A 25,134-nucleotide genomic window follows, 5' to 3' on the forward strand; every position below is an offset into this window, starting at 1 on the left:
TCCTTGGCCCGATCGCGGCTGGCTCGGCGTCCTGCCTCGCCACCCCCATAACAGCACCTGCGTTCAGCCTCCTGTGATGGGCCTCTGTGTCGTTCTCACTTTTTCGGTGGCAGCAGTCACATCGTTCTAAAAGCTAAAAGCTAAAAGCTAAAACTTCCTGTGCCGTGAACTACGCATCAAGCCCCCAGTTGAACTTCTTGCACCTCTTCACTGACAACCCTTTTACGCTCACGCCCAACCGGCATGGCCGGCAACACCGCGTCCTGCAACGTACACGCCGCCGGGTGGGTAAACCGCATCTGCGCGCTAACCGCCTGATCCTCCACCACATGCCCGTCTGCCAACACCACCACCCGCTGGCAAAAATACCGCACCAGACTCAAATCATGCGTAATCAACAAAAACGCCGTGCCCGATTCACGACGCACCTCGGCCAATAGCTCCAGAATCTGCACTTGCAGCACCCGGTCAAGGTTCGACAGCGCTTCATCAAGAATAATCAACTGCGGATTAACCGCCAGCGCACGCGCAATACCGGCCCGTTGCAGTTGCCCGCCACTGAGCTGGGCGGGCAGTTTGTCGATGTCACGGGGGTTCAGTTGCACCTGCGCCAGCAGTTGCGTGACCCGTGCCTTGCACGCCTCAGCATCCAGTTGCGAGAGGTGACGCAACGGCTCAGCGATGCTCCAGCCAATGCTGCGCTGGGGATTGAACGCGCTCAGGGCGTCCTGAAAAACCATTTGCACACGTTTTAAAAATGGATCGTCGATCCCCCGCAGCGGTTGGCCAGCAAACGCAATGCTGCCCGTATCAGGGCTTTCCAGCCCCATCAGCAGGCGGGCGAGGGTGCTCTTGCCACTGCCGCTGGCACCCAGCAGCCCCAGGCTCTGTCCATCCTGCAGGTCGAGACTCAATTCACTGAGCACCTGAACCCGGTGGCGCTTGCTGAACAGCCCGCCAGCGGTGTAGCCGTGGCTGACGTTTTGTACCTGAAAAATACTCATGCGCGGCAAACCTCTCGGGTCAAAGCGTGATGCGCCGCCAGCAACGTGCGCGCTTCTTCACTGCGGGGGTTGTTGAACAGGGTGCAGACATCGGCCTGCCCGACAATGCGGCCGTGGGCCATCACGCTGACGTGATCCGCGCTACGGGCGACCACGCCCATGTCATGGGTGATCAGCAGCACGCCCAGATTGCGCTCATCCACCAGCCGCTCCAGCAAGTCCAGAAAGCGCGCTTGCGCAACCACGTCCAGATCGCTGGTCGGTTCGTCCGCCAGCAAAAAACGGCTGTCAGCGAGCAGCGCCAGGGCGATCATCATGCGCTGCAACATGCCGCCACTGAGCTGGAAGGCGAAAGAGTCGAGTACACGCTGAGCGTCGTACAAGCCCACCTCATTCAATGTGGCGTGAATCAGTTCGTCGGCCTCGCGGCCTGTCACGCCCCGGGTGTGCAGGGTTTCCTGCGCATGCTGGCGCAATGAACGCACCGGGTTGAAGGCGCTGCGCGGGTTTTGCAGCACCAGCGCGGCTTCGCGGCCACGCAGTTGGGCAGGTTCAACCGGCTTGCCGTCCAGCAACAAGGTGGCGCCGCTACAGTGCACACCGGGTGGCAGCAGGTCGAGGATGCCCAGGCAGGTCAGGGATTTGCCTGAACCGCTGGCACCGACCAAGGCGTGCACCTGGCCGGCCTTTAACGTCAGTTGCAGGTTGTGCACCAGCGTTCGCTGCTGATGCCGCAGGCTCATGCCTTGAATGCTCAGGTGGGTGTTCATTCCTTGATCTCCGCCAGCACACTGGGGTCAAGCCGGTCGCGCAATGCGTCACCGAGCAGGTTGAAGGCCATTACCGAGATAAAAATCATCAGGCCGGGCCACAGCAGCAATTGCGGGTGGGTCCAGATGAATTCCTTGGAGTCGTTGATCATGACGCCCCATTCCGGGGTGGGCGGGCTGACGCCCAGGCCGAGGAAGGACAGCCCGGAAACGTGCAGCATCATATGGCCAATGTCCATCGAGGCCAGCACCAGCAATTGGCCCACCACATTGGGCATCACGTGTTGGCGTAGACGGGTCAAGCGCGAGGCACCGGCCAACTGCGAGGCCAGCACGTAATCGCGGTTGCGCTGGGCCAGCACCATGCCGCGCACCATGCGCGCATACCAGGCCCAGTGCGACAGGGCGATGGCAATGATCACGTTGGTCAGGCCGGTGCCCAGCAGGGCTATCAGAAAAAAGGCCAGTACCAGCGTAGGGAAGGTCAGAAACATGTCGCACAGGCGCATCAGCACCATATCGACCTTGCCGCCAACTATCCCGGCCACGCCGCCAATAATCACCCCGAGAATCAACACCAGACCCAGCACCAGTACCACGCTGCCTAATGACAACTGCGTGCCGACAATCAGCCGTGAAAGAACGTCGCGCCCCAAGTGATCGGTACCCAGCCAATGGTGGGCACTGGCGGGCAGCAGGCGGTTGTCGAGATCGACCAGAGTCGCGTCGTAGTGGGCGATCCACGGCCCGAACAGGGCCAGTATCAGCAACAGGCCCACCAACCAGTAGCCGATGCGCATCCCGGTCTTTTTGCCTGAAAACGTTGCGGCCAAAGTGCTCATGCCATTACCCCCGAAGAGCGTGTGCGTGGATCCAGCCAGGCGTAGCAGATATCGACCACCAGGTTGCACACCACCAGCAACGTGGTCAGCAGCAGGGTGAAACATTGCATCACCGGGAAGTCACGGTTAAGCACAGCGCTGACGGCGAAGCGCCCGACACCGGGCCAGGCGAAGATGGTTTCAATCACCAGCGCGCCGCCCAGCAGCTCGCCGATGTGCATGCCGGTGGCGGTGACCAGCGGCATCCAGGCATTGCGCAGGATATGGTCGCGCCACACCCGCTGCTCATTCAGACCGCGGGCACGGGCATAGAACACATGCCGGTGCTGGCGCACGTCGAGCAAGCTGGCGCGCAGCAAACGGGCATTGATCGACATCGACATCAGCGCGATGGCCAGTACCGGCATGATCAAGTGCTCGGGACCACCACGGCCCATCGGTGGCAACCAGCCCAGCCACAGCGAGAGCAGGGCGATGAGCAAAAAGGCCAGCCAGAAGTTGGGCATCGACACGCCGATGAAGGTGATGAAACGCACCACCTGATCAGGCCAGCGGCCTTTCCAGCGCGCCGCGGCCAGCCCCAGTGGAACACTCATGACCAGCGTCACCAGCAGCGCCAGACCGCCCAGTTGCAGAGTGGCCGGCAAGTAATACAACAGATCGTCGAGCACCGGACGCCCGGTGATATAGGACATGCCGAAATCCAGATGCAGGGCATTCCACAACCACGTCAGGTATTGCTCAGGCAATGGACGGTCAAGCCCCAGCGCATGTCGCGCCTCGGCCAGCGCGGCATCGGTCGGCGGAATCTGTGACAGGCGCAGGTAGTCGAGCGCGGGGTCGCCGTTGCCCAAATGCAACAACACAAACACGATCAACGACACGCCCAGAAGGACCGGAATCAGCAGCACGAGCCGCAAAATGATATAGCGCAGCATGGTTTAGGGCTTCCCGCGGGTGGGGTGCATGACTTCGAACGGCACATCAAACAAGGTGCTGCCGAAGGCGACGTTATCGACGTTGTTGGCGTTCACACTGATGGCGGTGAGGTGTGAGATCGGCAGGTAGACCGCCTGATCGTGGAGGGTGGTGAGGATTTCGCGGTAATCCTCGGCACGCTTGCCTTCATCGGTCTCACCCAGCACTTCGGCGATTTTCTGGTCGATGGCGTCCTTCATCGGCAAACCGCGCTGGGCCATATAGTCCGCGTGGCCTGCGTAACGCATGGAGCTGACAAACGAATGCGGGTCGTACGGGGCGCCCCAGGTATCGGCGAAGATCATGCCGAATGTGCCTTCGCGTTGGCGCTGAACCAGTGCACCGTCTTCTTCGGCGCGTAACTTGACCTCGATGCCGACTTTGGCCAGTTCACCCTGAATGATTTCGGCGAGGCTTTTTTGCAAGGCGCTGGGGCCGAGGAATACCAGCTCGGTGCTCAGTCGCTGGCCGTTTTTCTCGCGCACGGTTTTGCCTGCCGGGAGTGTCCAGCCGGCTGCTTCAAGGGTTTTTTTGGCCTGTTCGGGGTTGTAAGGCAAGGCTTTGAGGCCAAGGTCGGCGTAGGGCATGTTGCGAGCAAACAGCGCGTCGGCGCGCGGCTCTTGACCGTGCAGCACTTTGGCAATAATCGTGTCTTTGTCCACCGCCTGATTGATGGCCTGACGCACCGCCAACTCATTGGTAGGGGCCAGATTGGTGTTCATTGCGACCGTTCGCGTGGCCAAAGGGGCAGAAATGGCACTGTGAAAGCCTGAGTCGCGCAGGCGCACAAAGGTGCCGGGGGAAATCTCACCGTCAGCGCCCTGAATCAAATCGATCTCGCCCGTTTGCAGGGCAATGGCTCGGCTGTCCGGGTCGGAAATGACTTTGACCAGCACCGAGCCGTACGCGGGCTTGTTACCCCAATAGTGCGCGTTACGCTCAAAGCGATCATATTCGCCGCGCCGGGTTTGCGTCAGCACCCACGGCCCGGTGCCCACCGGTTTGCCGGGTTTGGCAGCCGGGGCACCGAAACGCAGCGGGCGTACTTGCGCCAGTTCCATCAGCGTCGGGTAATACGGGTGTTTGAGCGTCAGTACCAGCGTGTGCTCGTCAGGGGCTTCGACGCGCTCCAGCGTTGAGACCAGCTCCATCCACTGGTGGCGCTGGCTGTTGCTCAACACGGCATCAAGGTTGGCTTTGGCCGCTGCGGCATTGAACGGGCTGCCATCACTGAACTGCACACCGTCGCGCAAGGTGAAGGTGTAGGTTTTGCCGTCTGGCGAAACCGTCCAGTGCGTGGCCAGCCACGGCTCCAGCGTGCCTTGTGGGGTGTAGCGCACCAGCGGTTCATAGACCATGGCCTGGGCGTACATCTGGTTGGGCGAGTAACCTCTGGGGTCCAGCGGCCCGGCATTGGTGGGCCATGAGTAGGTCAGCGTCGGTTCCGGTTCAGTGGCGCTGGCGAGCGGCAGACCTGTACTCAGGCAGACGCCAATCGTCCATACAGCCAGCTGTTTTTTCATCCATGAGTCCGTCACACTGCTTCTCCCGGGTTAATGGCTATTGGCCTGTTTGTTCACCGGGTAAGAAGTCTATGTCAAAAGTTCATAACTGCGAGGCTAATTGCATGCAGAGGGTCACGATTACGCTGGACGACGCATTGTTGGCCGCCATTGACGAGCGCGTGTCCAGCCACGGGTATCAAGGCCGCTCAGAAGCCGTGCGCGATTTATTGCGCACCGGGCTGCTGCAAACCCACAGCGATGATGACCCCGACGGCGCCTGTGTGGCGACCTTGAGCTACGTCTACGATCATGGCACCCGTGAGTTGTCGAAGCGCCTGAACGGTGCCTTCCATGATCACCATGACCTGACCTTGTCGACGCTGCATGTGCACCTCGATCAGGGCAAATGCATGGAAGTGTCCGTACTCAAAGGCTCGGTGAGCGAGGTGTCGCAACTGGCACGTCAGGTGATGGCCGAGCGCGGGGTTCGCCACGGCAGCGCGCAGATCATTCCATTACCTGCTGGCGAAGACCTTTAACTCACCGCCGTTTGGTTCAGCCATTCCTGATTCAAGGTCGGGGTGTCCCCAAGATAGTCCAGCAGCCAGCTCATGGCCGGAGAGTGATTGTCCTGCACCCAGGCAATGCAAGAGGGACTGGACGGGAAAGGTCGCTGCAAATGCAACGCCACCAGCAGGCCTCGTTCTATCAACGGCTGAACTTGATGCGCAGGGGCCATGCCTACGCACAGGCCTTCGGTCAGGCAGTTCAAGGCCGTGGCCCAGTCCGGCACCATCATCCGGCGCTGATTGTCCAGCGTCCAGGTATCGCGTTTGGGTAGACTGCGCGAGGTGTCGTCCATGCATAGCGCAGGGTAGGGGCGCAGTTGATCATCCAGCAGCAAGCCCTCTCGTGACGCCAGCGGGTGTTGCGGGCTGGCCACGCATAACCAGTCCAGTGCGCCCATGTCGCGAAAGGCAAAGCTGCCAGCCACCGGCACAGCCCGGGTTGCGCCGATCACCAGATCCGCGCGCGCATCCACCAGCGCATCCCACACCCCGTTGTACACCTCGTAGTGAACGATCAGCTCGACATCGGGGAAGTGCCGGTAAAAGTCGATGACCATCTGTTGGCAGCGCGGTTTTTTGATGATCGAGTCCACCCCCACCCGTAATTGACCGCTCCAGCCATTGGCGACTTGTTGGCACAGGCGCCGGGTGCCGAGCATTTTTTTCATCACGTCGCGGGCTTCTTTGACAAACATGTGCCCGGCCGGGGTCAGTTCAACATCACGATGGCGGCGCACAAACAACGGCACCGCCAGCCACTGTTCCAATTGGCGCACGGTGTAACTGATGGCTGAAGGCACGCGATGCAATTCTTGCGCGGCACCGCTGAAACTGCCGTGGCGGGCCACCGCGTCGATAACGTCCAGCGAGTATTCAGACCACATGGTTAGCCTTCAAAAAAATTGATATCAGTGGGCAATTATTCTCGCTTCACAAAGAAATCATCAGCCGCATAATGCGCGCCAGTCAACAAATTGTTTGATGGCAAGTTTTGGATGCACATGAAAAATTCAGTGGGTTTTACCGTTTACCTCGCCGGGCTGAGCATGCTCGGCTATCTGGCGATGGACATGTATTTGCCGGCGTTTGGCACGCTGCGCAGCGAACTGGGGCTGTCCGCGGGTGCGGTAGGCGCCAGCCTGAGCATCTTTCTGGCCGGGTTTGCCTTGGGTCAATTGCTTTGGGGGCCGCTGTCTGACCGACTGGGCCGCAAACCGGTGCTGCTGGCAGGGCTGTCGATGTTCGCCCTCGGTTGTCTGGGCATGCTCTGGGTCGACAATGCCGCGTTGCTGTTGGCCCTGCGTTTTATTCAGGCCATCGGTGTGTGTGCGGCGGCGGTGACCTGGCAAGCGCTGGTGATTGATCGCTACCCTGCCGAGCGTGCCAGCCGGGTGTTTGCGGGCATCATGCCGCTGATGGGCTTGTCCCCTGCATTGGCGCCGTTGTTGGGTGCGGTGGTGCTGGGCCATTTGGGCTGGCAAGCCATTTTCACGGTGCTATTGGGCCTGTCGGTGTTGCTGATCGTCCCCACGTTGCTGCTCAAGGAAAAGCCGCGCACGGCAACCCGCCCGGCCAAAACCTCCCTCAGCTATTGGCAGTTGCTGCGTTCGCCGAGTTTTAGCGGCAACGTGATGATCTTTGCCGCCTGCTCGGCCAGTTTCTTCGCCTGGTTGACCGCTTCACCCTTTATCCTCGGTGACATGGGTTACAGCCCCGGTGATATTGGCTTGAGCTACGCGTTCCCGACACTGGCCTTCATGATCGGCGGCTACGGTTGCCGCAGCGCCTTGCAACGCATCAAAAGTCGCAAGCTGCTGCCGTGGCTGCTGCTGGCCTATTGCGCAAGCATGGTCGGGTTGTATGCCGTGGCCACCCAAACAGAACCGAAACTGCTGACCTTGCTGATTCCCTTTTGCCTGATGGCACTGGTCAATGGGGCGAGCTACCCGATTGTGGTGGCGAATGCGCTGATGCCGTTTGCCCAAAACTCGGGCAAGGCGGCCGGCTTGCAAAACACCCTGCAATTGGGCTTGTGTTTTCTCGGCAGCTTGCTGGTCTCGACCTATATCAGCCAGCCCCTGCAAATTACGGTTGAAGTGATGTTGGCCACTGCACCGTTGGCGGTGCTGGGTTTCCTGATTGCGCGGTACAAATCCCCCACAGTGGAACGGGCCACAGGCTGAACTAGTTGCCCCCGTTTGCCTCAAAGAGTGTTCGAGCCACTGAGCGAGCGCTCTTGATGACCCAAATAATTACAGACCGCAATCCAGACCCCACGCCAGAAGCTGTCCTGACCAACCACGATGCCAAAATGTTCGGTTCTCCCAAGGATCGACTGGATTTTTACCGGCGTGAAATCCAGTACGAAACCAGCATTTTGTCCCACCGCACGGATGCTTATCTGGCGGCTCAGGCCTTTCTGGTGATCGCCTTTGCGTCGTGCATGGCCAACATCAACCCCGAGTGGGGCAAGTTTTTTACCCTCACAGTGCCGCCGTTGCTGGCCATTCTGGGCATCGTAATCTCCATTAATGCCTGGCCAGGCATTCGGGCGGCGTACGACATCATTGATCATTGGTACTTCAAACAAAGCGAACTGCTCAGCAGCGAACCGGTGATGGGCATGGCCTACGATGAGTCACCGCTGTTCTGCGAAATGGAGTCCACGCACAAAGGCTATAAAAAGTCGTTGATGTTTTCCGTGCGCTCGCCGTGGATCTTCGGCTGCTTCTGGATGGTGCTGGGGGCATTTTCGTTGTACATCCAGATGACCTGATTGCTCCAACCCGCTGATGTTCCAGCAATTCGCTGGATTTCAACGGGCAATCCAGCGACCATAGCCCATCCGTCCGGACAGCCTCACAGACTGGAGTCAGCGTGCCGCAACACACCCCCGATCAGCTTGAAGAACTCGCCCCCCTTGCCCAATTACCCTTGCTCAAACGCCTTGCCGCACGTGTCTTCGGCAGCGGCTTGAGTCGTTTGCGGGCGCAACATGCCGCGTCCTGGTTGCACGGGCAAGCCGACGGGTTTCGCAGCGGACACAGCGCGGGCGTTGACTACGGCTTCAAGGAGGGGCATGCCGAGGGCCTCGAAGAAGGCCGTCAGGTGTTGTTCATCAGCGACACGCGTCCCCAGGAGCTGCGTGCGCCGGGCATTGATGACCATCTGTTCGATGACTGGCGCTTGCCCCTTAGCGCCGACCTGAAGAAACAGATCAAAGCGGATGTGGCCGCTCTGCTGCCTGAGTACGCGCAGCCCAGTGCCGCGCAATGGAAGATGATCTTCAGCGATACGCCGTCAACCTCGGTGGTTGCCGGGGCAGGGGCTGGCAAGTCGACCTCGCTGGTGTTGCGTATTCTGCTGCTCACCCATTATTTGGGCTTTGAACTCAGCTCGATGACCGTGGTGACCTTTACCCGCGAGTCGCGCAAGGATTTCATCGCCAAGCTGCAAGACATCTTCGCCCTGTGGGGCCGCACCTTGAGCCTCAAGGAGGCGCGGGATGTGGTGCGTACGTTCCATTCGCGAATATTGCCGATGGTGCGCAGCTTGCCCGGCTACAGCCAGTTGCAAGCCTTCGAAACGCTGAGCACGCGTAGCCTGCTCAATGACGACGAGGGCGACAGTAACCCGTTCGATTTACGCATCAATGACGCACAGCGCCAACAATTGAATGCCTGCTATCACGGGCTTTATACCGCCAGTGAGCGTTTTCGCGAAGCGGTCGCGCCGTTATGCCGCCATGCCCTGCAACTTAAAGAGCTGGAGCGCGATCACCCCGACGTGCAAAAACGCATGGCTGTCACAGAGCTGGCGTCCAAGCGTGACGAAGAACTGTGCGACACCCTCGAAGACCTGTGGTTTGCGGCGGGTGCCTGGCCCATTCAGGGCATCGAACCGAGCCGCGAAGTGCTGCAGATCAATGGCGCGCTGTTTCATTGTCACGGCTATATCCCGCAATTGGATGCGTGGGTGGTGCTGGGCTTTGATGCTCGGGAAAACCCGCAGATTACCCGGCCCGGTGCGCGTCTGGCGGTGCGGGCTGAGTGGGCTGTAAAGCGTACTTTGTTTCGAGCTTTCTGCGATAAACCATTGATATGGCTGGAAAATTACGAGGCCGCTAAGCGCGTGGTTGCTTCGCTGGCGGGGGATGCCAGTGCCGGTCCGGGGTTTGATTACAGGCTTAAAGGCGAACTGGGTTCGGCACCCTTGCTGGACTGTTTCGTGGCTGCCGCCAGCTTCATTGAAAACCTGGGGCTGGACGTTTGCGCCGCCGTGGGCGATATGCGTTTTGCCAAGGATGATCCAGACCGGTTTTTCTTTGAGGCGCTGAGTCTGTACTGGCGAGCGCTGGAAGATCACCTGTTGGCGCAAAGCCCGCCTGTCATGACGTACAACCGCATGTTCTCGCTGTTTGGCGAGAACACCCCGCAGAATTTCAAACTGCTCAGTCATGAACAATTACGGCCGCTGTCGCATTTGATGATTGATGAATTTCAGGACGTCTCACCGCAAATCGTCTCGTGGTTGCGTGCAAGCCTGCGCGAAATCCGCAGCCGTGGCCCGGCGATGCATGTCGGCAGAGGGGCTCAACGTTCGTCGCTGCTGTGCGTGGGCGACGACTGGCAGTCGATCTATGGCTGGCGAGGCAGTTCGCCCCAGTACTTTATAGCGTTCAACAAGGAATTCCCGTCGCCGGCGACGACCCGGGTGATGCTCAGCGACAACTTTCGCAGCCACCAGCACATCATCGACGCCGCCGAGCATATCGTGCGTGCAGCGCCCTCTATTGCGGGCAAGCGGGCCAAAGCCAGCGGCGAGCCGAAAGCGCTGGAGCCGGTGAAGGTGATGAGTCGCGATGTTGAGGACTTGGTGGCGCGACTGACCGAGCATTACAACGCCGGTGATCGGATCTTGATGTTGTATCGAAAAAGTAGCGACAAGTTACTGATTGAAAAGGATATTCAGTCGATAGTTAATGTGGATTCCAGCTTGCCGCCGGAAGACCGCAGATTAAAACAACTGACCTATCACAGCTCAAAAGGGTTACAGGCGGATGTGGTGTTCTTGTTGGGTGATTGTCAGCACCTGACGTCTTCGCCCTATAAAAATCAGGTGTACCGCATGGCGGGTCTAGGCAAAGAGGGCGACCCGGAGCCTTACGACTCGGCGCAGAAAGACGAGATATTGCGATTGGCCTATGTCGGTATCACCCGCGCGGTGCAGCATTGCTATTGGTATCTGGAAAGCTCGGAGGCTCAAGGGCCGAATGTGCCCAAGGCCTCGGATCGCATTCCTGGGGACAAAGCGTTTTTTGAAGACCAACGTGTGGCTCAAACTTCGTAAAACCTGACACACCGTGGCGCATGGTTTTACGACCGCTGCGCGCTCGATCGCAGCCTTCGTCAGCGACTACAGGCCATGTAGTCGCTGACGAGGAACGAAGGCTGCGATAGGCGGCGAAGCCGTCGTAAACCCGTCGCTTGGTTTGCGATCGCAGCCTTAAGCCAGCGCCTGCCAGGCTACTGGCGGGCTGAAGCTTTCGAGTTCGTCTTCGACCGCTTGTATGATGCGGCCCACTTCGCCGGGGCTCATGACGGTTGAGCAGGGGATGCCAGCAATGGCAATCAACGTTTCACCGCTGGCACGGTCAAACAAACGGGCCACCATGCTTCGCGGCGCGTCCATGGTCGCCTCAAAGCCCATCGGATGAAAATGCCAGCGCATCAGTTGGCAGGCATTGGGGAAAGTGACCTTGTGATGCTCGGTTTGCAGGTTCATGGAGCGCTTCCTTTTGCTCAATGGATTTGACGATCAGGGCTGCCCCTGACCCACGTATTTGCGAGAGGTTCGTGTTCAAACCTATCATTCATATCGGTTGGCACAAGCCTTTTATCTCCCGCGCTTAGATTGTTTGGTCGTGCTTTGATGCAAATCATGCAGTGAAGCGATTTAGCCGCCGTTCATAAGGCGCTGCGCGGTAAAGTCCTCCCTTTCTTGCAACCGTCTGGAGTCGCAAATGCCGGCATGGCGCTCAATCAGTTTGTGGATGGATCAGCTTGCAGAGGACCTCAGCCCCAGGCCGTCTCTTGAGCAGGATCTGGATGTCGATGTTGCGATCATCGGTGCCGGTTATACCGGGCTGTGGACGGCTTACTACCTCAAGCGCCATGCACCTGAGTTGAACATTGCCATTGTCGAGGCGCAAACGGCGGGCTTTGGCGCTTCAGGTCGTAACGGTGGTTGGTTGATGGGCAACCTGCTGGGCGAGGACCGGCTGCTTGCAGGGCTGTCCCCCGAGCGCCGCCGCCAGTCGTTCGATTTGCTGCACGCCATTCCTGATGAGGTGAAAGCGGTTATTGATCGTGAAGGCATCGCCTGCGATTACCGCAAAGGTGGCGCGTTGTACTGCGCCGCACGTTACCCGGAACAGGAAGACAGTCTGCGCCGGTATCTGGCGGACCTTTACAGCCAAGGGTTGAGCACGTCCGACTACCGTTGGTTAAGCCCCGACGAACTGGCGCAACAGTTGCGAATAGCCAAGCCTTATGGCGGCATTTATACCCCGCATGTCGCCACCCTGCATCCGGCCAAGCTGGTTCGGGGGCTCGCTCGCGCCGTGGAGCGCATGGGCGTGCGTATTTTTGAGCAAAGCCCGGTCAGCCATTGGCAATCGGGTCTCGTGCGTACGGCCAAGGCTCAGGTGCGCAGCGGTTGGGTGGTGCCCGCTGTTGAGGGTTACGCCGCTACTCTGAACACGCTGGGCCGCTATCAATTGCCCGTGCAGAGTCTGATCGTGGCCACCGAGCCGTTGTCAGCCGCGCAGTGGGATGAAATCGGTCTGTCACAGGGGCAGGCGTTCAGCGAGTTCAGCAAACAAGTGACCTACGGCCAGCGTACCGCTGATAACCGGCTGGTGTTTGGCGCACGCGGCGGCTATCAGTTTGGTGGACGTCTGCGGCACAGCTTCGATCTCACCGACAACGAAATAGAGCTTCGCCGCTATTTGTTCGGTGAGCTGTTCCCCGCGTTGAAAAACGTCACCATCAGCCACGCGTGGGGCGGCAATCTGGGCATGGCGCGCAGGTTTCAACCGCATATGCTCTGTGACCACGCGCAAGGCATTGCGCTGGCCGGGGGCTATGGCGGCGAAGGTGTAGGCGCCAGCCATCTGGGCGGCCGCACGCTGGCCGACCTGATATTGCAGCGAGACACTCTTGAGGTTAAACAGCCCTGGGTCTTGACCGAAGGTGGGTTGGGCGCGCTCAAGGCGTGGGAGCCGGAGCCTTGTCGCTGGCTGGGTTACAACGCCGTGATCCGCAGTTTTGTCCATGAAGATAAAACCCTGGCCAACCCGAACAGCCCGCCGTGGCGTCGGCAGTTTGCTCAGAGGATGGCCGGGTTTATGGAAAGCTTAATGCACTAACCACACCCTCAGCGCAGGGCTTGCGGGTTGACCAGATTGGCCGGGCGCTCACCGGCCAACGCCGCCAGCAGGTTGTCCACCGCGCAGCGGGCCATGGCTTCGCGGGTCTCATAGGTGGCCGAGCCGATATGCGGCGTTGCCACCACGTTGTCCAGTTGCAACAAGGGCGACGTCGGTTCCAGCGGTTCGCGCACGAATACGTCCAGTCCGGCACCGCGAATCTGGCCTTGCTTCAAGGCGTTGATCAGCGCCGGTTCGTCCACCACTTTGCCGCGAGAGATGTTGATGAAGATGCTCTCGGGGCGCATCTGGGCAAACTGTTCAGCGCCCATCAGGTTTTCCGTCTGAGGGGTCAACGGCAGAGTGAGGCAAACAAAGTCTGCTTGTTGCAGCAATTCATCCAGGCTGCGGTATTGCGCATTAAACCGCGCCTCGACGGCCGGTTTAGGCGTGTTGCTGTGGTAGATCACCGGCATGCCGAAGCCAAAATGCCCGCGCTGGGCAAGGGCTTCACCGATGCGGCCCATGCCGATAATGCCCAAGGTTTTGCCATGCACATCGGTGCCGAAATGCTCCGGCCCGACGTTTTTTTGCCAGTGGCCCGTGCGCACCATATTGGCCAGTTCCACGACGCGGCGGGCGCTCGCCAGAATCAGGGCAAAGCCCGTGTCCGCCGTGGTTTCGGTCAGCACGTCGGGGGTGTTGGTCAGCAGGATCTTGCGTTCGCTGAGGTAATTGATGTCGTAGTTGTCCACGCCCACGGAGACGCTGGCAACCGCCTCAAGTTGCGGCGCCAGATCCAGCAGAGTGGCATCCAGTTTCAAGCTGGCGCCCAGTAGACCTTGGGCGTGGGGCAGGGCAGCGCGCAGTTGCGCCAGACCCTGTTCATCGAGTTTCTCGATCAGGGTCACGTGGGCCTGTTCTTCGAGGCGCTGCATCAGTGCATCGGAGAGTTTTTTATACAGCACGACATGTTTTTTCAAAGCAGTCACCGATTCGGGTATCAAGAGTGGGCCAGACGCGGCGCAGCCAGCCGGGTAGGCGCTGCGGTGTCATTGACCGTGGGTTTGAGCATGAGCGTGAGCAGGACAGAAATCAGCAGTGCGCCGCTCATCAGCAGGAAAGAAGCCCCCGGCGAGCCGGTTTCACTGTTCAGGTAGCCGACCAGATAGGAACCGGCAAACGAGCCCAGCGCGCCCATGCTGTTGATCAGCGCCATGGCCCCGCCCGCCACGTTGGACGGCAGAATCTCCGGGATGATGGCGAAAAACGGGCCATACGGGGCGTACATGCAGGCACCGGCAATCACCAGCAAGGCGTAGGACCACCAGAAGTGTTCGGCGCCCAGCGCATAGGAGCCGTAAAAGGCAATCGAGGCGAGCAGCAGCGGAGGCCAGACGAAGCGTTTGCGCTTTTGCAGTTTGTCCGAGCCCCAGGACACCGCCAGCATGGCGATCACGGCCGCCAGATAGGGCAGGGCCGAGAGCCAGCCGGCTTCGATCATGTCCATCTGTGCGCCTTGCTTGAGAATCGACGGCAGCCACAGCACGAAGCCGTAGACGCCAATGCTCCAGCAAAAGAATTGCAAGGACAGCAGGATGACTTTCGGTGAGCGGAAGGCAGCGGCGTAGTTCTTCACCGGCTTGATGCCGACCTGTTCGGCATCCAGCGCGCTTTGCAGGTCTTGTTTTTCCTGATGGCTGAGCCATTTCGCGTCGCTTGGACGGTCATCCGCCAAACGCCACCAGATAAAGGCCCAGAGCACGGCTGGCAAGCCTTCGATGATAAACATCCAGCGCCAGCTGTAATGCTGCACCAGATAGCCCGACACCACCGACATCCACAACATGGTCACCGGGTTGCCGAGGATCAGAAAAGTGTTGGCCCGCGAGCGTTCGGCACGGGTGAACCAGTGGCACGGGTACACCAGCATGGCCGGCATTACCGCCGCTTCAACCACGCCGAGCATGAAGCGGATCACGATCAACGTGTAGGCGTTGGAGACCACGCCAGTCAACGTGGCCAAACTGCCCCAGAGGATCAGGCTGACAAAAATCAGCTTCTTGACGCTGTTTTTCTGCGCATAAATCGCCCCCGGTACCTGAAAGAAAAAGTAGCCGAGGAAGAACAACGCACCCAGCAGCGACGACAGGCCCGGTGTGATGTTGAGGTCGGCGGCCATGCCTGATGCGGCGGCAAAACCATAGTTGGCCCGGTCCAGGTAGGCCAGGCTGTAGGTGATAAATACGATCGGCATGATGTACCACCACCGACGGGCAGCGAGTTTTAGCGATTGCATAATGTTGCTCCTGAGCTTGTTGTTTTTGTCGCAGCAGGTAACGGGTAACGCCACTCATCAGGTCGTTGCGAGGTAGTGCTCCAGTTCGGCGCGGGTCGGCAGCCCTTCCATGTCGCCACGGCTTTGCACGGCGCGGCTGCCAATCCAGTTGGCGCGTTGTACGGCTTTGGTCATGTCGAGATTGTCCAGCAGCGCACTGATGACCCCCACGGCAAAGCCATCGCCTGCGCCCACGGTGTCGATCACTTTGGCCACCGGCACGGCAGGGACGAAGGCTTGATCGTCGGCGGTGCGAAAATAAGCGCCATCGGCCCCGAGTTTGATGATCACGGCATCGCTGCCCTGATCCAGATAAAACGCGGCAATGTCGGCCGGGGTGTCGAAGCCGGTGAGTAAGCGGCCTTCGCTCAAGCCCGGCAATACCCAATGGGCATGGGCGGCGAGGCCGTTGATGTCACGGATCATCTGCTGCTCGCTGGTCCACAGTGAAGGTCGCAGGTTGGGGTCGAACGACACCGAGTGGCCGGCCTCACGCATGGACTTCATCAGTTCGAAGGACAGTTCATTGCAACTGGCCGACAGGGCAGGCGGAATACCGGTCGCGTGTAAATGCCGCGCTTCCAGCAGGGTGGGCGTTATGGCAGCGCAGCTCATGTGACTGGCGGCCGAGCCACGGCGGAAATACTCCACCTGCGGGTCACTGCCATCGTCTACCCGGGACTTGAGTTGAAAGCCGGTCGGGTGCTGCGGGTCAATCTCCACGTGCTGGCAGTCCAGCCCCTCTTTTTGCAGGGTGTCGAGGATGAACCGGCCAAACGAGTCGTTACCAACGCGGCTGAGCCATTTGACCTTGAAGCCCAAGCGCGCCAAGCCAATCGCCACGTTGTTGTCGGCACCGGCAATGCGTTTATGAAACTGCCCTACCTGGGCCAGATCGCCCGTCTGGTCGGCGACCAGCATGGCCATTGTTTCGCCAAACGACAGCACATCGAAATCAGACATGGCTCAGCTCCGGTTGGGCGTGGCTCAGCGTGGCTAAAACCGCAACGTGCTCCTGGGTCAGCCAGTCGAGGTCGTTGCCTTGCAGCGGGTATTCGACGGCGCGGGTCAGCCCGTGGGGCATATGGCTCATGAGTTGGCGCCACATATGCAAGTCAGTGGCCGTCGGCGGGATCGCGATCAACTTGCCATCCGGGCGGCGGGCCACACCCTTGCAGTGCAGGTAAGTCACGTAACGGCCCAACAAGCGGGCGGCGGTGCTGGCCGACTGGTCTTGCCACTGCCAGTTACCAATGTCGAAGGTCATACTGATGGGCGCACGCTGTTGGTCGACCTTGTCGAAAAAGCGCTGCATCGGTTCGATGCGCCCGCCTTGTGAGGTCTGATCGTTTTCCACCAGCAATTGCACCGGCTGCTGATTCAGGCAGGCGGTCAGGTTGGGCAGGTCGCAATGTTCGGTGAAATAGCCCAGTGAGACTTTCAGCCATTTGGCCCCGAATGCATGGGCGCGGGCCAGTGTGGCGAGCAGTTGCGGGTTGGGCCGTGACTGGCCGGCTTCCCACAGTTCCATAGGCGAGGAGTACACACACTCAAGCCCGTGTTGCTGCACGGTGTGGCTGAAGATGGCCGGGTCTTCATCGGTCAACAATTCTTCGCGTAATTCGATACGTGTAGCGCCAGCACTGGCCAGCAATTCAATAAAACTGCCTTGGCCGCGTTGGCGAACGAGGTCGGCGCCGTAGCTCGACAAGCTGATGGAAACGGGAAATGTGGTCATTGTTATTAATCTCTGAAACCGGTTTCATTTTTTGTTATGACACATCACTGATAACCCAAGCTGCGGGTTGCCAGTCACAACATCTCAGGTACTGGGCGGTTGCGTGGAGCCGCGAACCATCAACTGCGCGGCAAAATCCAGCGCGCGGGCCGGGGTTTTGTCGCCATTGAGGCGTTTAAACAGGCAATCAAAGGCACTGGCGCCAATCTGTTGGGTGGGTTGAGCGAGGGCCGTGATGCCGTTGCCCACCAACGGAAACCAGTCCAGGTCATCGAGGGCAATCAGGCCCACGTCTTCAAACAGTCGGCAGTTCAAATCGCGCAATACCTGGGTGCAGGCCAGTGCCGCCACGCCATTGGCGCAGAACAGGGCTTTGCGGCCGTTGCCGGGTGTTTGCAGGAAAGATTGAATGTCGGCCAGCAACTGCGGACCGGTTTGCACCACCGCGCCCTGGAGGGTCGGGTGTTCGGCCAGTTGCGCGGTGAAGCTGTGAATGCGTTCGACTCGTGAGCTGGTGCCATCAATCGGTTCGCTGACCAGCAGCACGTCGCGATAACCCTGCTGTTGCAGGTGCTCAAGGGCCATACGCACTGCGCCGGGGTTATCCAGCCCCACCAGATCGCTGTGCAGGTGTTCGACTTTGCGGTCAATCAGGACGACGGGCATTTCCTGCTGCAGTGCTTGCAACGCATCCGGATGATGCCCCAAGGTATTCAGAATCAAACCTTCGATGTTGTAGGAACGCAACGCCGCGAGGTGTTGACGTTCCTGTTCATCATCGCGATCGGTGTTGCACACCACCAGGTTATAGCCGTGCTGACGGCAGGCGGTTTCGACGCCGTGCATCACGGCAATGGAATAGGGGTTGCGAATATCGGCCACCAGCATGCCGATCAGCCGTGTACGACCGCGCTTCAAGCCGCGGGCCATTTGGTTGGGCCGGTAGCCCAGCTCGTTGATGGCACGCTCGATACGCTCGGCAATGGCCTGAGAGAGCAGGGCACGGTCTTCGCCAATAAAGCGCGACACGCTGGCCTTGGACACCCCGGCACGTTGGGCAACATCGAGCATGGTGACGCGGCTGCGCTGGGCAGCAGAAAAACTGTTCACGGCCTGAAACCTTTTATTGGTGTTATCGCAGGCGATTTCGCGTTAGGGCGCTGAAACCGGTTTCAGGAAAACTCAAATCACCTGTCGACGTCAAGTGACGTTTGTCCGGACAAACCTTATGGGAGGGTTTAAGGGCAACACTTACAGCCTCGAATAGTTAAACCGAGGGTCCTTGAGCCATGCCTGCAATTCGATTTCAGCCTGTTCCAGCGCAGTGCGGTTGAGCAGCTTACGCAGCAGGGCCACATTCACCGCCCTTGCGCGCAAATTGAAGGCCGGAGCGCTGTCGGTGTCTTCACTGGGCTGGCGCACGCCGAGCTTTTCATACAGCTGTTGCAGGCGATTTTGCACGCTGCGCAGCGACAGATTTCGGCGCTGGGCAATGATCCGGTCGGTCAGCCCCAGGGCGATGTCTTGCAGAACTTCGTATTCGGTGTCGGTCAGGCCCAGCAACTGGTTCTGACTCTTCTGTTGAACCCCGCGCACTTCCCGGTCTATGACGCACTGCTGTTCGATAAACAGACTGCGCAGGGCCAGACGCAGACGGTCTTCGGACGCGGTCTTGAGGATATAACCGTAGGCAGCCCCTTCAGGCACGATGCGCGAAATGCCGCGCACATACGCTTCGTCGGCGTAGTTGGACCAGAACATGATCGATGTGTGCGGGCGCTCGTGCCAGATGGCCCGTGCGGCTTCAACACCGGTGCGGCGTGGCATTTGCAAGTCCATGACCACACAGGTGACGGCAAATTCCTGCGCCAGCCGCTCGCCCACCAGCCCGTCCTCGGCTTCGTGCAGGCGCACGCATTCCGGTAAGGCGCTTTCTATCACTTCCTTGAAAAAGGCGCGGTGTACCGGATCGTCTTCTATTAACAGGATTTCCATAAGTTTTTCCTAAAGCGGCGCAGGCAGCGGCAGGCACACTTGCACACAGGTGCCTTTGCCGTTCCGGCCTTTGTCGATATGCACCTGAGCACTGAGCAGTTGCGCGCGGATTTGCATGTTCTTGATGCCGCCGGTTTCCAGCCGGCTGGCGCTGTCCAGCCCGAGGCCGTCATCAAGGATAGTCAGGCACAGATCACTGGCGGTCGCGGTGATTTCAACGATGATCGCGTGTGGAACCGCGTGTTTGATGGCGTTGTTGACCGCCTCCTGAATAATCCTGAACAGGGCAATTTTTTGCGGCTCGGCGAGATCATTGGCCAGTCCGTCGGTGTCATCGCGCAACTGCGTGACGATGGCCAACCCGCTGTTGCGTACGCTGCGCAGCAGCAGGTCTTCAAGGCCTTCGACAAAACCGAACAGTTGCAGGATGGTCGGTTTGACCGCGTCGATAATCAAGCGAAGCTCTTGCATGCTTTCGTGCAGGGCCTGTGCAACAGGCGCCAGTTCGGTGGCGGGCACGCTGTCTTGCAATTGCAGACGGGCGAGGCGCCGGTGCAGGCGGGTCATGTCGGCCAGGGTCTGGTCGTGCAGGTCCATGCCGATGCGCTGACGCTCGTTTTCCAGCTCTTGCGTCAGGCGTAGCACGCCCAGACGCAGGCCTTCTTCACGGGCACGGATTTGCGCTTCGGCGATGGCCAGTTGTTTGGCCTGCTCGGTCTGGCGCAGGGCATACAGGTAGGACGCGAGCAGGTCGGCCACATGCTGGGTGTGGCGCACATCGTCGAGGGTGTAGAAATGGGCCAGATGGGTTGAACAGCTCAAAGCGCCGATCACCTCGCCGCGTGCGCGCAAGGGCACATGCAGGCGACTGCGCAAGCGGGCATCGAAAATCGGGGTGTTCAACGCACCGGGGAACTGAAAGCGCTCATCGACCATGGCGTCATCACTGAGGATATACGGCTCCACTCCCAGCAACAGGCTGCGGATCGGGCTGCGGGCTATTTCCAGCGGGTGAATGGCGAAGTCGCTCCAGGCGGTGTGCAGACCGGTCTCGTACGCCGACAGGTGATGGTCGTCATCGAGCAGTAGACTGACGTCCAGGTGGTCGTGGGGCAGGATAAAGCGGATCTCTTCCGACACCGCTTCAATCATCGACTGAAAGTCGAGGCGCCCGGCCAGTGCCCGGGAAATACCGAGGAAGTGGTGCAGCACATGTTCAGCGGCAATGGGGACTCTTTGGCTCATGCCCGGACATCCGTCAGAAGGCCCACCCGTTGGCGGCCCGAGGCTCGATTATGACCCAAAGGGGCGAGCGCGCACCTTGAATAACGCTGCATGAATGCGCGTTTCTTTTGCGGGATCCCGCAGGTTATTTGCGCGCAAAGGGTATTAAGTGTGCAGTAACGCTCCAGACACAGGGCCGTTGGCCGAGCAGACTGGAAACGTTGCACAGTAATCAGGTACGACCGAATCAATCGGCGACCGCTGGCCCACAATAATAAAAAGGGTTTTTGTCATGGAACGTCACTCACTGTGTTGTGCCTTGCTGTCTACGGCTTTATTACTCACCCCCTTTGCTCCCGCCTTGGCCGACACGGCCGATAAAACCATTGCCTTGTCCAATAACTACGCCGGTAACTCGTGGCGTCAAAGCATGCTCAGCAGTTGGCAGAACACCACGGACCAAGCGGTCAAAGCCGGGATTATCCAGGGCGCCGATTCGTTCACCACCGGTGAAAATCAGGCCACCGAGCAGGCGGCGCAAATCCAGAACCTGATCCTTCAAGGCTATAACGCCATCGTCATCGATGCAGCGTCGCCCACCGCGTTGAACGGCGCGGTGAAACAGGCCTGCGATGCCGGGATTATCGTGGTGTCTTTCGACGGCATCGTCACTGAGCCGTGCGCGTACCGCATCTCCATGGACTTCAAACAAAGTGGTCTGGATGGCATGGATTACCTGGCCAAGCGCTTTCCGGATGGCGCCAATGTGCTGCAAGTTCGCGGGTTGGCCGGGGTATCGGTGGATGAGTTGATCCATTCCGGCGTGGTGGCTGGCGCGAGCAAGCACCCGCAGTTGAAAATCGTCGGTTCGGTCAACGGCAACTGGTCGCAAACGGCCGCGCAAAAAGCCGTGGCCGGGATCTTGCCCAGCCTGCCGAAAATCGACGCGGTGGTGACTCAGGGGGATGACGGTTTCGGCGTGGCCCAAGCCTTTACCGCCGCGGGCCGACCGCTGCCGGTGATCGTCTTCGGCAACCGTGAAGAAGAACTGTCGTTGTGGAAGAAGCAAAAAGACGCCAACGGTTATGAAGCGTTCTCGATTTCCAGCGCGCCGAGCATTTCCAGCCTGGCGTTTTGGGTCGCTCAGCAATTACTCGACGGCAAGCAGATGCCCCATGACCTGTTATCGCCTGCCATCAGCGTGACTCAGGACACCCTCGAAAGCTCGCTGACCGGGCTGGAGAAGGGCGGCATCGTCAGCCACGTCTACAGCGTTGACGACGTCGCTCAACTCAAGCGTCCCGTCGCGCAGTAAGCGCCCCCGTCGAGGAAAGAGTCATGACTGTGAGCCAAGCATCGCTGGTTGACCTCAAGGGGGTCGGCAAGCGTTTCGGCGCCGTGCGCGCTTTGAATGACGTGGACCTGAACTGCCGGGCGGGTGAATGTCTGGGCCTGATCGGTCACAACGGCGCCGGTAAGTCGACGCTGATGCACATTTTGGCGGGCACCTTGCGCGCCGATACCGGCTCATTGCTGATGGGCGGCGTTGATGTGCGCAGTGGCTACTCGGTGCAAGTGGCTCGCCAGCACGGCATCCGCTGTGTGTTTCAGGAACTGTCGCTGTGCCCCAATCTCACCGTGGCCGAAAATACCCGGTTGATGTGCCCCGGTTTACGGGGCTTTGGCTGGCGGCGCAAAGCCGGCGCACTGATTATGGCGAGCCTGAACAGCATCTTTCCCGGGCATGGCATCAACCCGGCAGACGTGGTGGCCGATTTGCCGATCGGGCAGCGGCAGATGGTCGAAATCGCCCGCGCTTTCACCTGCGTGGACGAGTCGTTGGCGCTGGTCATTCTGGATGAACCGACGTCATCTCTGGACGCCCGGGTCGCCGAGCAATTGCTGGGGCACGTGCGCCGCTATGTTGAAGGCGGCGGCTGTGTGGTGTTGATCAGCCATATCCTTGGCGAAATGCTCGCCACCTGCGACCGCATTGCCGTGATGAGCGACGGCTGTGTGGTCGAGGTGCGCGCCGCCAGTGCGTTTACTCATGCCTCGTTGGTGGCGTCGATGGGCACCGTGGCAAAACCTCAGGATGAGCAACAGGTATTCGTTTCCAAGCGCGACAGTCAGGCGCCTGTGGTCAATCAGCGTCCGGCCCGTCAACAAAACGGGCAGACCGTGGCTGCCTGGGCCGGTGAAATTGTCGGCTTGGCCGGGTTGGCCGGGCAGGGCCAAAGCCAATGGCTGGTGCAGCTGTTGCGCGAGCGCATTGGCGCTGGCCAGCGGGTCGCGCTGGTGGCCGGTGATCGCCAGACCGACGGGGTGTTCAGCCTGTGGTCGATTGCCCAGAACATCACCATCAGTTCGTTGGCGGCGCTCAAACGCGGCGTGCTGATCGACCCGCAGGCCGAGCAGGCGATGGCCACCACCTGGCAACAACGGATGGCCATTCGCACGCCGGACATGAACCAGCCGATTACGTCGCTGTCGGGGGGCAACCAGCAAAAGGCCCTGTTTGCCCGCGCCTTGGGCAGTGACAGCGACCTGATCTTGATGGACGATCCGATGCGCGGCGTTGATGTGGGCACCAAACGCGAGGTCTACGCCATCATCAAAGAGGAGGCCGCACGCGGACGCACGTTCATCTGGTACACCACGGAGCTTGAAGAGCTGGACCATTGCGATCACATCTACGTGTTTCGCGCAGGCCAAGTGGTGGCCGACATGGCCCGTGATCAATTGAGCGAAGCGCAGATTTTGCGCAGCTCCTTTCAGGAGGAGGTGGCATGAACGCGCCTCAACCCATGACGTTAAAACCTCAACCCTTGCTCACGGCCACGCCCTCGGCCGGGTTCAATCGTGCGCGCCTGCTGCGCAACGCGTTACCGGCAATGTCGCTGGTGGTGCTGCTGGCGACCATCTTTATCATGCAGCCGCGTGCCATGAGCTACATGGGCATGAACCTGATGCTCAATCTGGCGGTGCCGATTGCATTGGCGACCATTGCACAGATGCTGATCATCACTGTCAACGACCTCGATTTGTCGTTGGGCAGCTTTATCAGCTTCGTCGCCTGCGTGGCCGCGACCTTGCTCAACGACCATCCCTGGCTGGGCTGTCTGGCACTGGTGGGCTGTGTGGGCGTGTACGCCTTGCTTGGCGCGCTGATTCATATCCGTCAATTACCGGCGATTGTGGTGACGCTGGGCATGTCGTTTATCTGGATCGGTGGCGCAGTGCTGCTTCTGCCCGCGCCCGGCGGCAGCGCGCCGCAATGGTTGCAGGCGATGGTCAAGATCAAGACACCGCTGCTGCCGTTTGCCGTGGTGGTGTGCGTGCTGCTGGCGATTGCCGTGCACCTGTTTTTGATGCGCTCGACACTGGGCGTGGTACTGCGCGGCGCCGGGGGCAATCCGCTGGCCATTGCCAAGGCGGGCTGGTCGCTGCTGCGGATCAAAGTCACCTTGTACGCGATGGCCGGCTGTTTTGGGGTGTTGTCGGGCTTGTTTCTGGTGGGTTTGACCACCTCAGCCGACGCCAATATGGCACTGCGTTACACCTTGCTGTCGATTGCCGGGGTGATTCTGGGTGGCGGTGAATTTACTGGCGGGCGAGTGTCGCCCATCGGTGCTGTGCTGGGTGCCTTGACCCTGGTGCTGGCCGGGTCACTGCTGTCCTTTATCCGTATCTCGCCGGACTGGCAGATCGGCGCTCAGGGCGCGATTCTGGTGCTGGCCCTGCGCACTGCCGTTAACCGCCTTGAGGTCCGTCCGCTATGAACCTGTCCCTGTCTATTAATCGCGTGCGCAGCAAACCCTGGTTGTGGTCGTTTCTGGCTGCGCTGCTGGTGTGGCTGGCCACGCTGGCCTTTACCCGTGGCGAAGGCGCCGCCGCGCTGACCTCGGGTGCGCTGGCTTTTTCGGCGTTTTTTGTCATCGTCGGGGTGGGGCAGATGTTCGTCATCACCACCGGCCCCGGCAATATCGACCTGTCGATCCCGGCCAACATCGCCCTGAGTGGCGCGGTGGGGATGAAGTTGATGGACGGTCAGGACGGCTTGATCGCATTGGGCGTGGCCGGTGTGTTGGGCGTGGGCGTGCTGATCGGTTGTGCCAACTACGCCCTGATTCGTCTGCTGCGTATTCCGCCGATCATCGCCACCTTGTCCGCCAGTTTCCTGTTGCAGTCGATGGCGATTGCCTACGGTCGCAGTGTGAGGATTGCGCCGCCGGAACTGTTCTATCAATTCTCCACGGGCAAGGTGCTGGGTATTCCGTATTTGGCCGTGGCGGTGGGCGTACTGACGGTGATCGCCGGCTATGTATTGAGCCGCAGCCTGTACGGTCGCTGGACGTTGGCCGTGGGCCAGAACATGCGTGCCGCTGAATTGGCAGGCGTCAGGGTAGAGCGCGTGCGCTGGGCCACTTACGTATTAAGTGCGGTATTTGCCAGCGTCTGCGGCGTGATGTTGGCCGGTTTCTCCGGTGGCGCCTCGCTGAGCATGGGCGATGAATACCTGCTGGCCTCGATTGCCGTGGTGGTGATTGGCGGCACCTCGGTGGCCGGTGGTTTCTCCAACGTGCCGGGGCTGTGGGGCGCTGCACTGTTTCTGTATTTGCTGGTCAGTATGCTCAACACCTTCGGCGCCAGCGCCGGAGTGCGGTTGATCCTCACCGGCGTAATCATTATCGCGGTAATAGCCGCCGTCAGTGGGCGTAAAAGCCTGCGCAGCCTTTAAG

23 protein-coding genes are annotated in these 25,134 nt (G+C 59.8%); 9 read left to right on the top strand and 14 right to left on the bottom strand.

Going from position 1 to position 25,134, the window contains the following annotated elements:
• Window positions 1-176: 176 nt before the first annotated feature.
• Genes nikE through nikA form a run of 5 tightly spaced genes read right to left on the bottom strand, consistent with a single transcriptional unit; the run spans window position 177 to window position 5,117 of the window.
• Entirely contained in the window at window positions 177-1,004 is an 828-nt protein-coding gene (nikE, locus tag GHN86_RS15045) for a nickel import ATP-binding protein NikE (protein WP_153381180.1), read from the bottom strand.
• Window positions 1,001-1,774 carry an ATP-binding cassette domain-containing protein gene (locus GHN86_RS15050; protein WP_153381178.1) on the bottom strand — a complete coding sequence of 258 codons (774 nt, stop codon included), beginning with the start codon at window positions 1,772-1,774 and terminating at the stop codon, window positions 1,001-1,003. Before GHN86_RS15050 ends, nikE begins: the two co-directional genes overlap by 4 nt.
• Window positions 1,771-2,616: a nickel ABC transporter permease subunit NikC gene (nikC, locus tag GHN86_RS15055; protein WP_122782399.1), complete on the bottom strand. Its 846-nt coding sequence runs from the start codon at window positions 2,614-2,616 to the stop codon at window positions 1,771-1,773. The genes GHN86_RS15050 and nikC overlap by 4 nt, the downstream gene beginning before the upstream one ends.
• Entirely contained in the window at window positions 2,613-3,554 is a 942-nt protein-coding gene (gene nikB, locus GHN86_RS15060) for a nickel ABC transporter permease subunit NikB (protein ID WP_153381176.1), read from the bottom strand. The genes nikC and nikB overlap by 4 nt, the downstream gene beginning before the upstream one ends.
• A 3-nt stretch (window positions 3,555-3,557) precedes the next feature.
• Window positions 3,558-5,117, bottom strand: coding sequence for a nickel ABC transporter substrate-binding protein (nikA, locus tag GHN86_RS15065; RefSeq protein ID WP_153381175.1), 1,560 nt, complete (start codon window positions 5,115-5,117; stop codon window positions 3,558-3,560).
• Between the two features lie 104 nt (window positions 5,118-5,221).
• Here nikA and nikR point away from each other — a divergent pair, with 104 nt between their 5' ends.
• A complete protein-coding gene (gene nikR / locus GHN86_RS15070; protein ID WP_153381173.1) occupies window positions 5,222-5,638 on the top strand; it encodes a nickel-responsive transcriptional regulator NikR in 417 nt (138 codons plus the stop codon).
• Here the strand turns inward: nikR and punR are convergent.
• On the bottom strand, window positions 5,635-6,552 hold the full coding sequence (gene punR / locus GHN86_RS15075; RefSeq protein ID WP_153381171.1) for a DNA-binding transcriptional activator PunR: 918 nt from the start codon (window positions 6,550-6,552) through the stop codon (window positions 5,635-5,637). The genes nikR and punR overlap by 4 nt on opposite strands.
• A 117-nt stretch (window positions 6,553-6,669) precedes the next feature.
• Here punR and punC point away from each other — a divergent pair, with 117 nt between their 5' ends.
• From punC to GHN86_RS15090, 3 genes are all read left to right on the top strand, one after another.
• Entirely contained in the window at window positions 6,670-7,851 is a 1,182-nt protein-coding gene (gene punC, locus GHN86_RS15080) for a purine nucleoside transporter PunC (RefSeq protein WP_153381170.1), read from the top strand.
• 56 nt (window positions 7,852-7,907) lie between these two features.
• Window positions 7,908-8,444: a hypothetical protein gene (locus GHN86_RS15085; RefSeq protein ID WP_153381169.1), complete on the top strand. Its 537-nt coding sequence runs from the start codon at window positions 7,908-7,910 to the stop codon at window positions 8,442-8,444.
• Window positions 8,445-8,545: 101 nt separating this feature from the next.
• The gene (locus tag GHN86_RS15090) at window positions 8,546-11,017 is read left to right on the top strand and encodes a UvrD-helicase domain-containing protein (protein ID WP_323369447.1); all 2,472 of its coding nucleotides are present in this window, start codon (window positions 8,546-8,548) and stop codon (window positions 11,015-11,017) included.
• A 156-nt stretch (window positions 11,018-11,173) separates the two neighbouring features.
• Here the strand turns inward: GHN86_RS15090 and GHN86_RS15095 are convergent, their stop codons facing one another.
• Window positions 11,174-11,452 (bottom strand): DUF1652 domain-containing protein, encoded by a 279-nt coding sequence (locus GHN86_RS15095; protein WP_153381167.1) that lies wholly within the window; start codon window positions 11,450-11,452, stop codon window positions 11,174-11,176.
• Between the two features lie 238 nt (window positions 11,453-11,690).
• On the opposite strand from GHN86_RS15095, the gene GHN86_RS15100 reads away from it, so the two are divergent.
• A complete protein-coding gene (locus GHN86_RS15100) occupies window positions 11,691-13,097 on the top strand; it encodes an NAD(P)/FAD-dependent oxidoreductase (protein WP_153381166.1) in 1,407 nt (468 codons plus the stop codon).
• An 8-nt stretch (window positions 13,098-13,105) separates the two neighbouring features.
• Here GHN86_RS15100 and GHN86_RS15105 read toward each other — a convergent pair whose 3' ends face one another.
• The 7 genes from GHN86_RS15105 to GHN86_RS15135 all read right to left on the bottom strand — a co-directional run bounded on the left by GHN86_RS15105 (window position 13,106) and on the right by GHN86_RS15135 (window position 20,413).
• Entirely contained in the window at window positions 13,106-14,080 is a 975-nt protein-coding gene (locus GHN86_RS15105; protein ID WP_153381165.1) for a 2-hydroxyacid dehydrogenase, read from the bottom strand.
• A 20-nt stretch (window positions 14,081-14,100) separates the two neighbouring features.
• Entirely contained in the window at window positions 14,101-15,396 is a 1,296-nt protein-coding gene (locus GHN86_RS15110) for an MFS transporter (RefSeq protein WP_153386863.1), read from the bottom strand.
• A gap of 57 nt (window positions 15,397-15,453) precedes the next feature.
• Window positions 15,454-16,398: a sugar kinase gene (locus GHN86_RS15115; RefSeq protein ID WP_153381163.1), complete on the bottom strand. Its 945-nt coding sequence runs from the start codon at window positions 16,396-16,398 to the stop codon at window positions 15,454-15,456.
• A complete protein-coding gene (locus GHN86_RS15120) occupies window positions 16,391-17,173 on the bottom strand; it encodes a sugar phosphate isomerase/epimerase family protein (protein ID WP_153381161.1) in 783 nt (260 codons plus the stop codon). Before GHN86_RS15120 ends, GHN86_RS15115 begins: the two co-directional genes overlap by 8 nt.
• An 84-nt stretch (window positions 17,174-17,257) precedes the next feature.
• Window positions 17,258-18,283 (bottom strand): LacI family DNA-binding transcriptional regulator, encoded by a 1,026-nt coding sequence (locus GHN86_RS15125; RefSeq protein WP_323369446.1) that lies wholly within the window; start codon window positions 18,281-18,283, stop codon window positions 17,258-17,260.
• 141 nt (window positions 18,284-18,424) lie between these two features.
• Window positions 18,425-19,168: a response regulator transcription factor gene (locus GHN86_RS15130; protein ID WP_153381159.1), complete on the bottom strand. Its 744-nt coding sequence runs from the start codon at window positions 19,166-19,168 to the stop codon at window positions 18,425-18,427.
• Between the two features lie 9 nt (window positions 19,169-19,177).
• Entirely contained in the window at window positions 19,178-20,413 is a 1,236-nt protein-coding gene (locus tag GHN86_RS15135) for a sensor histidine kinase (RefSeq protein WP_153381157.1), read from the bottom strand.
• A 271-nt stretch (window positions 20,414-20,684) separates the two neighbouring features.
• On the opposite strand from GHN86_RS15135, the gene GHN86_RS15140 reads away from it, so the two are divergent.
• Genes GHN86_RS15140 through GHN86_RS15155 form a run of 4 tightly spaced genes read left to right on the top strand, consistent with a single transcriptional unit; the run spans window position 20,685 to window position 25,133 of the window.
• The gene (locus GHN86_RS15140; RefSeq protein ID WP_153381155.1) at window positions 20,685-21,707 is read left to right on the top strand and encodes an ABC transporter substrate-binding protein; all 1,023 of its coding nucleotides are present in this window, start codon (window positions 20,685-20,687) and stop codon (window positions 21,705-21,707) included.
• A 23-nt stretch (window positions 21,708-21,730) separates the two neighbouring features.
• Window positions 21,731-23,185 carry a sugar ABC transporter ATP-binding protein gene (locus tag GHN86_RS15145; RefSeq protein WP_153386865.1) on the top strand — a complete coding sequence of 485 codons (1,455 nt, stop codon included), beginning with the start codon at window positions 21,731-21,733 and terminating at the stop codon, window positions 23,183-23,185.
• Window positions 23,182-24,174 carry an ABC transporter permease gene (locus tag GHN86_RS15150; RefSeq protein ID WP_153386867.1) on the top strand — a complete coding sequence of 331 codons (993 nt, stop codon included), beginning with the start codon at window positions 23,182-23,184 and terminating at the stop codon, window positions 24,172-24,174. The genes GHN86_RS15145 and GHN86_RS15150 overlap by 4 nt, the downstream gene beginning before the upstream one ends.
• On the top strand, window positions 24,171-25,133 hold the full coding sequence (locus GHN86_RS15155) for an ABC transporter permease (protein WP_153381149.1): 963 nt from the start codon (window positions 24,171-24,173) through the stop codon (window positions 25,131-25,133). The genes GHN86_RS15150 and GHN86_RS15155 overlap by 4 nt, the downstream gene beginning before the upstream one ends.
• The last annotated feature ends 1 nt before the right edge of the window (window position 25,134 follow it).

This window comes from Pseudomonas helleri (genome assembly GCF_009600315.1).
GTDB classification, from domain to species: domain Bacteria; phylum Pseudomonadota; class Gammaproteobacteria; order Pseudomonadales; family Pseudomonadaceae; genus Aquipseudomonas; species Aquipseudomonas helleri_A.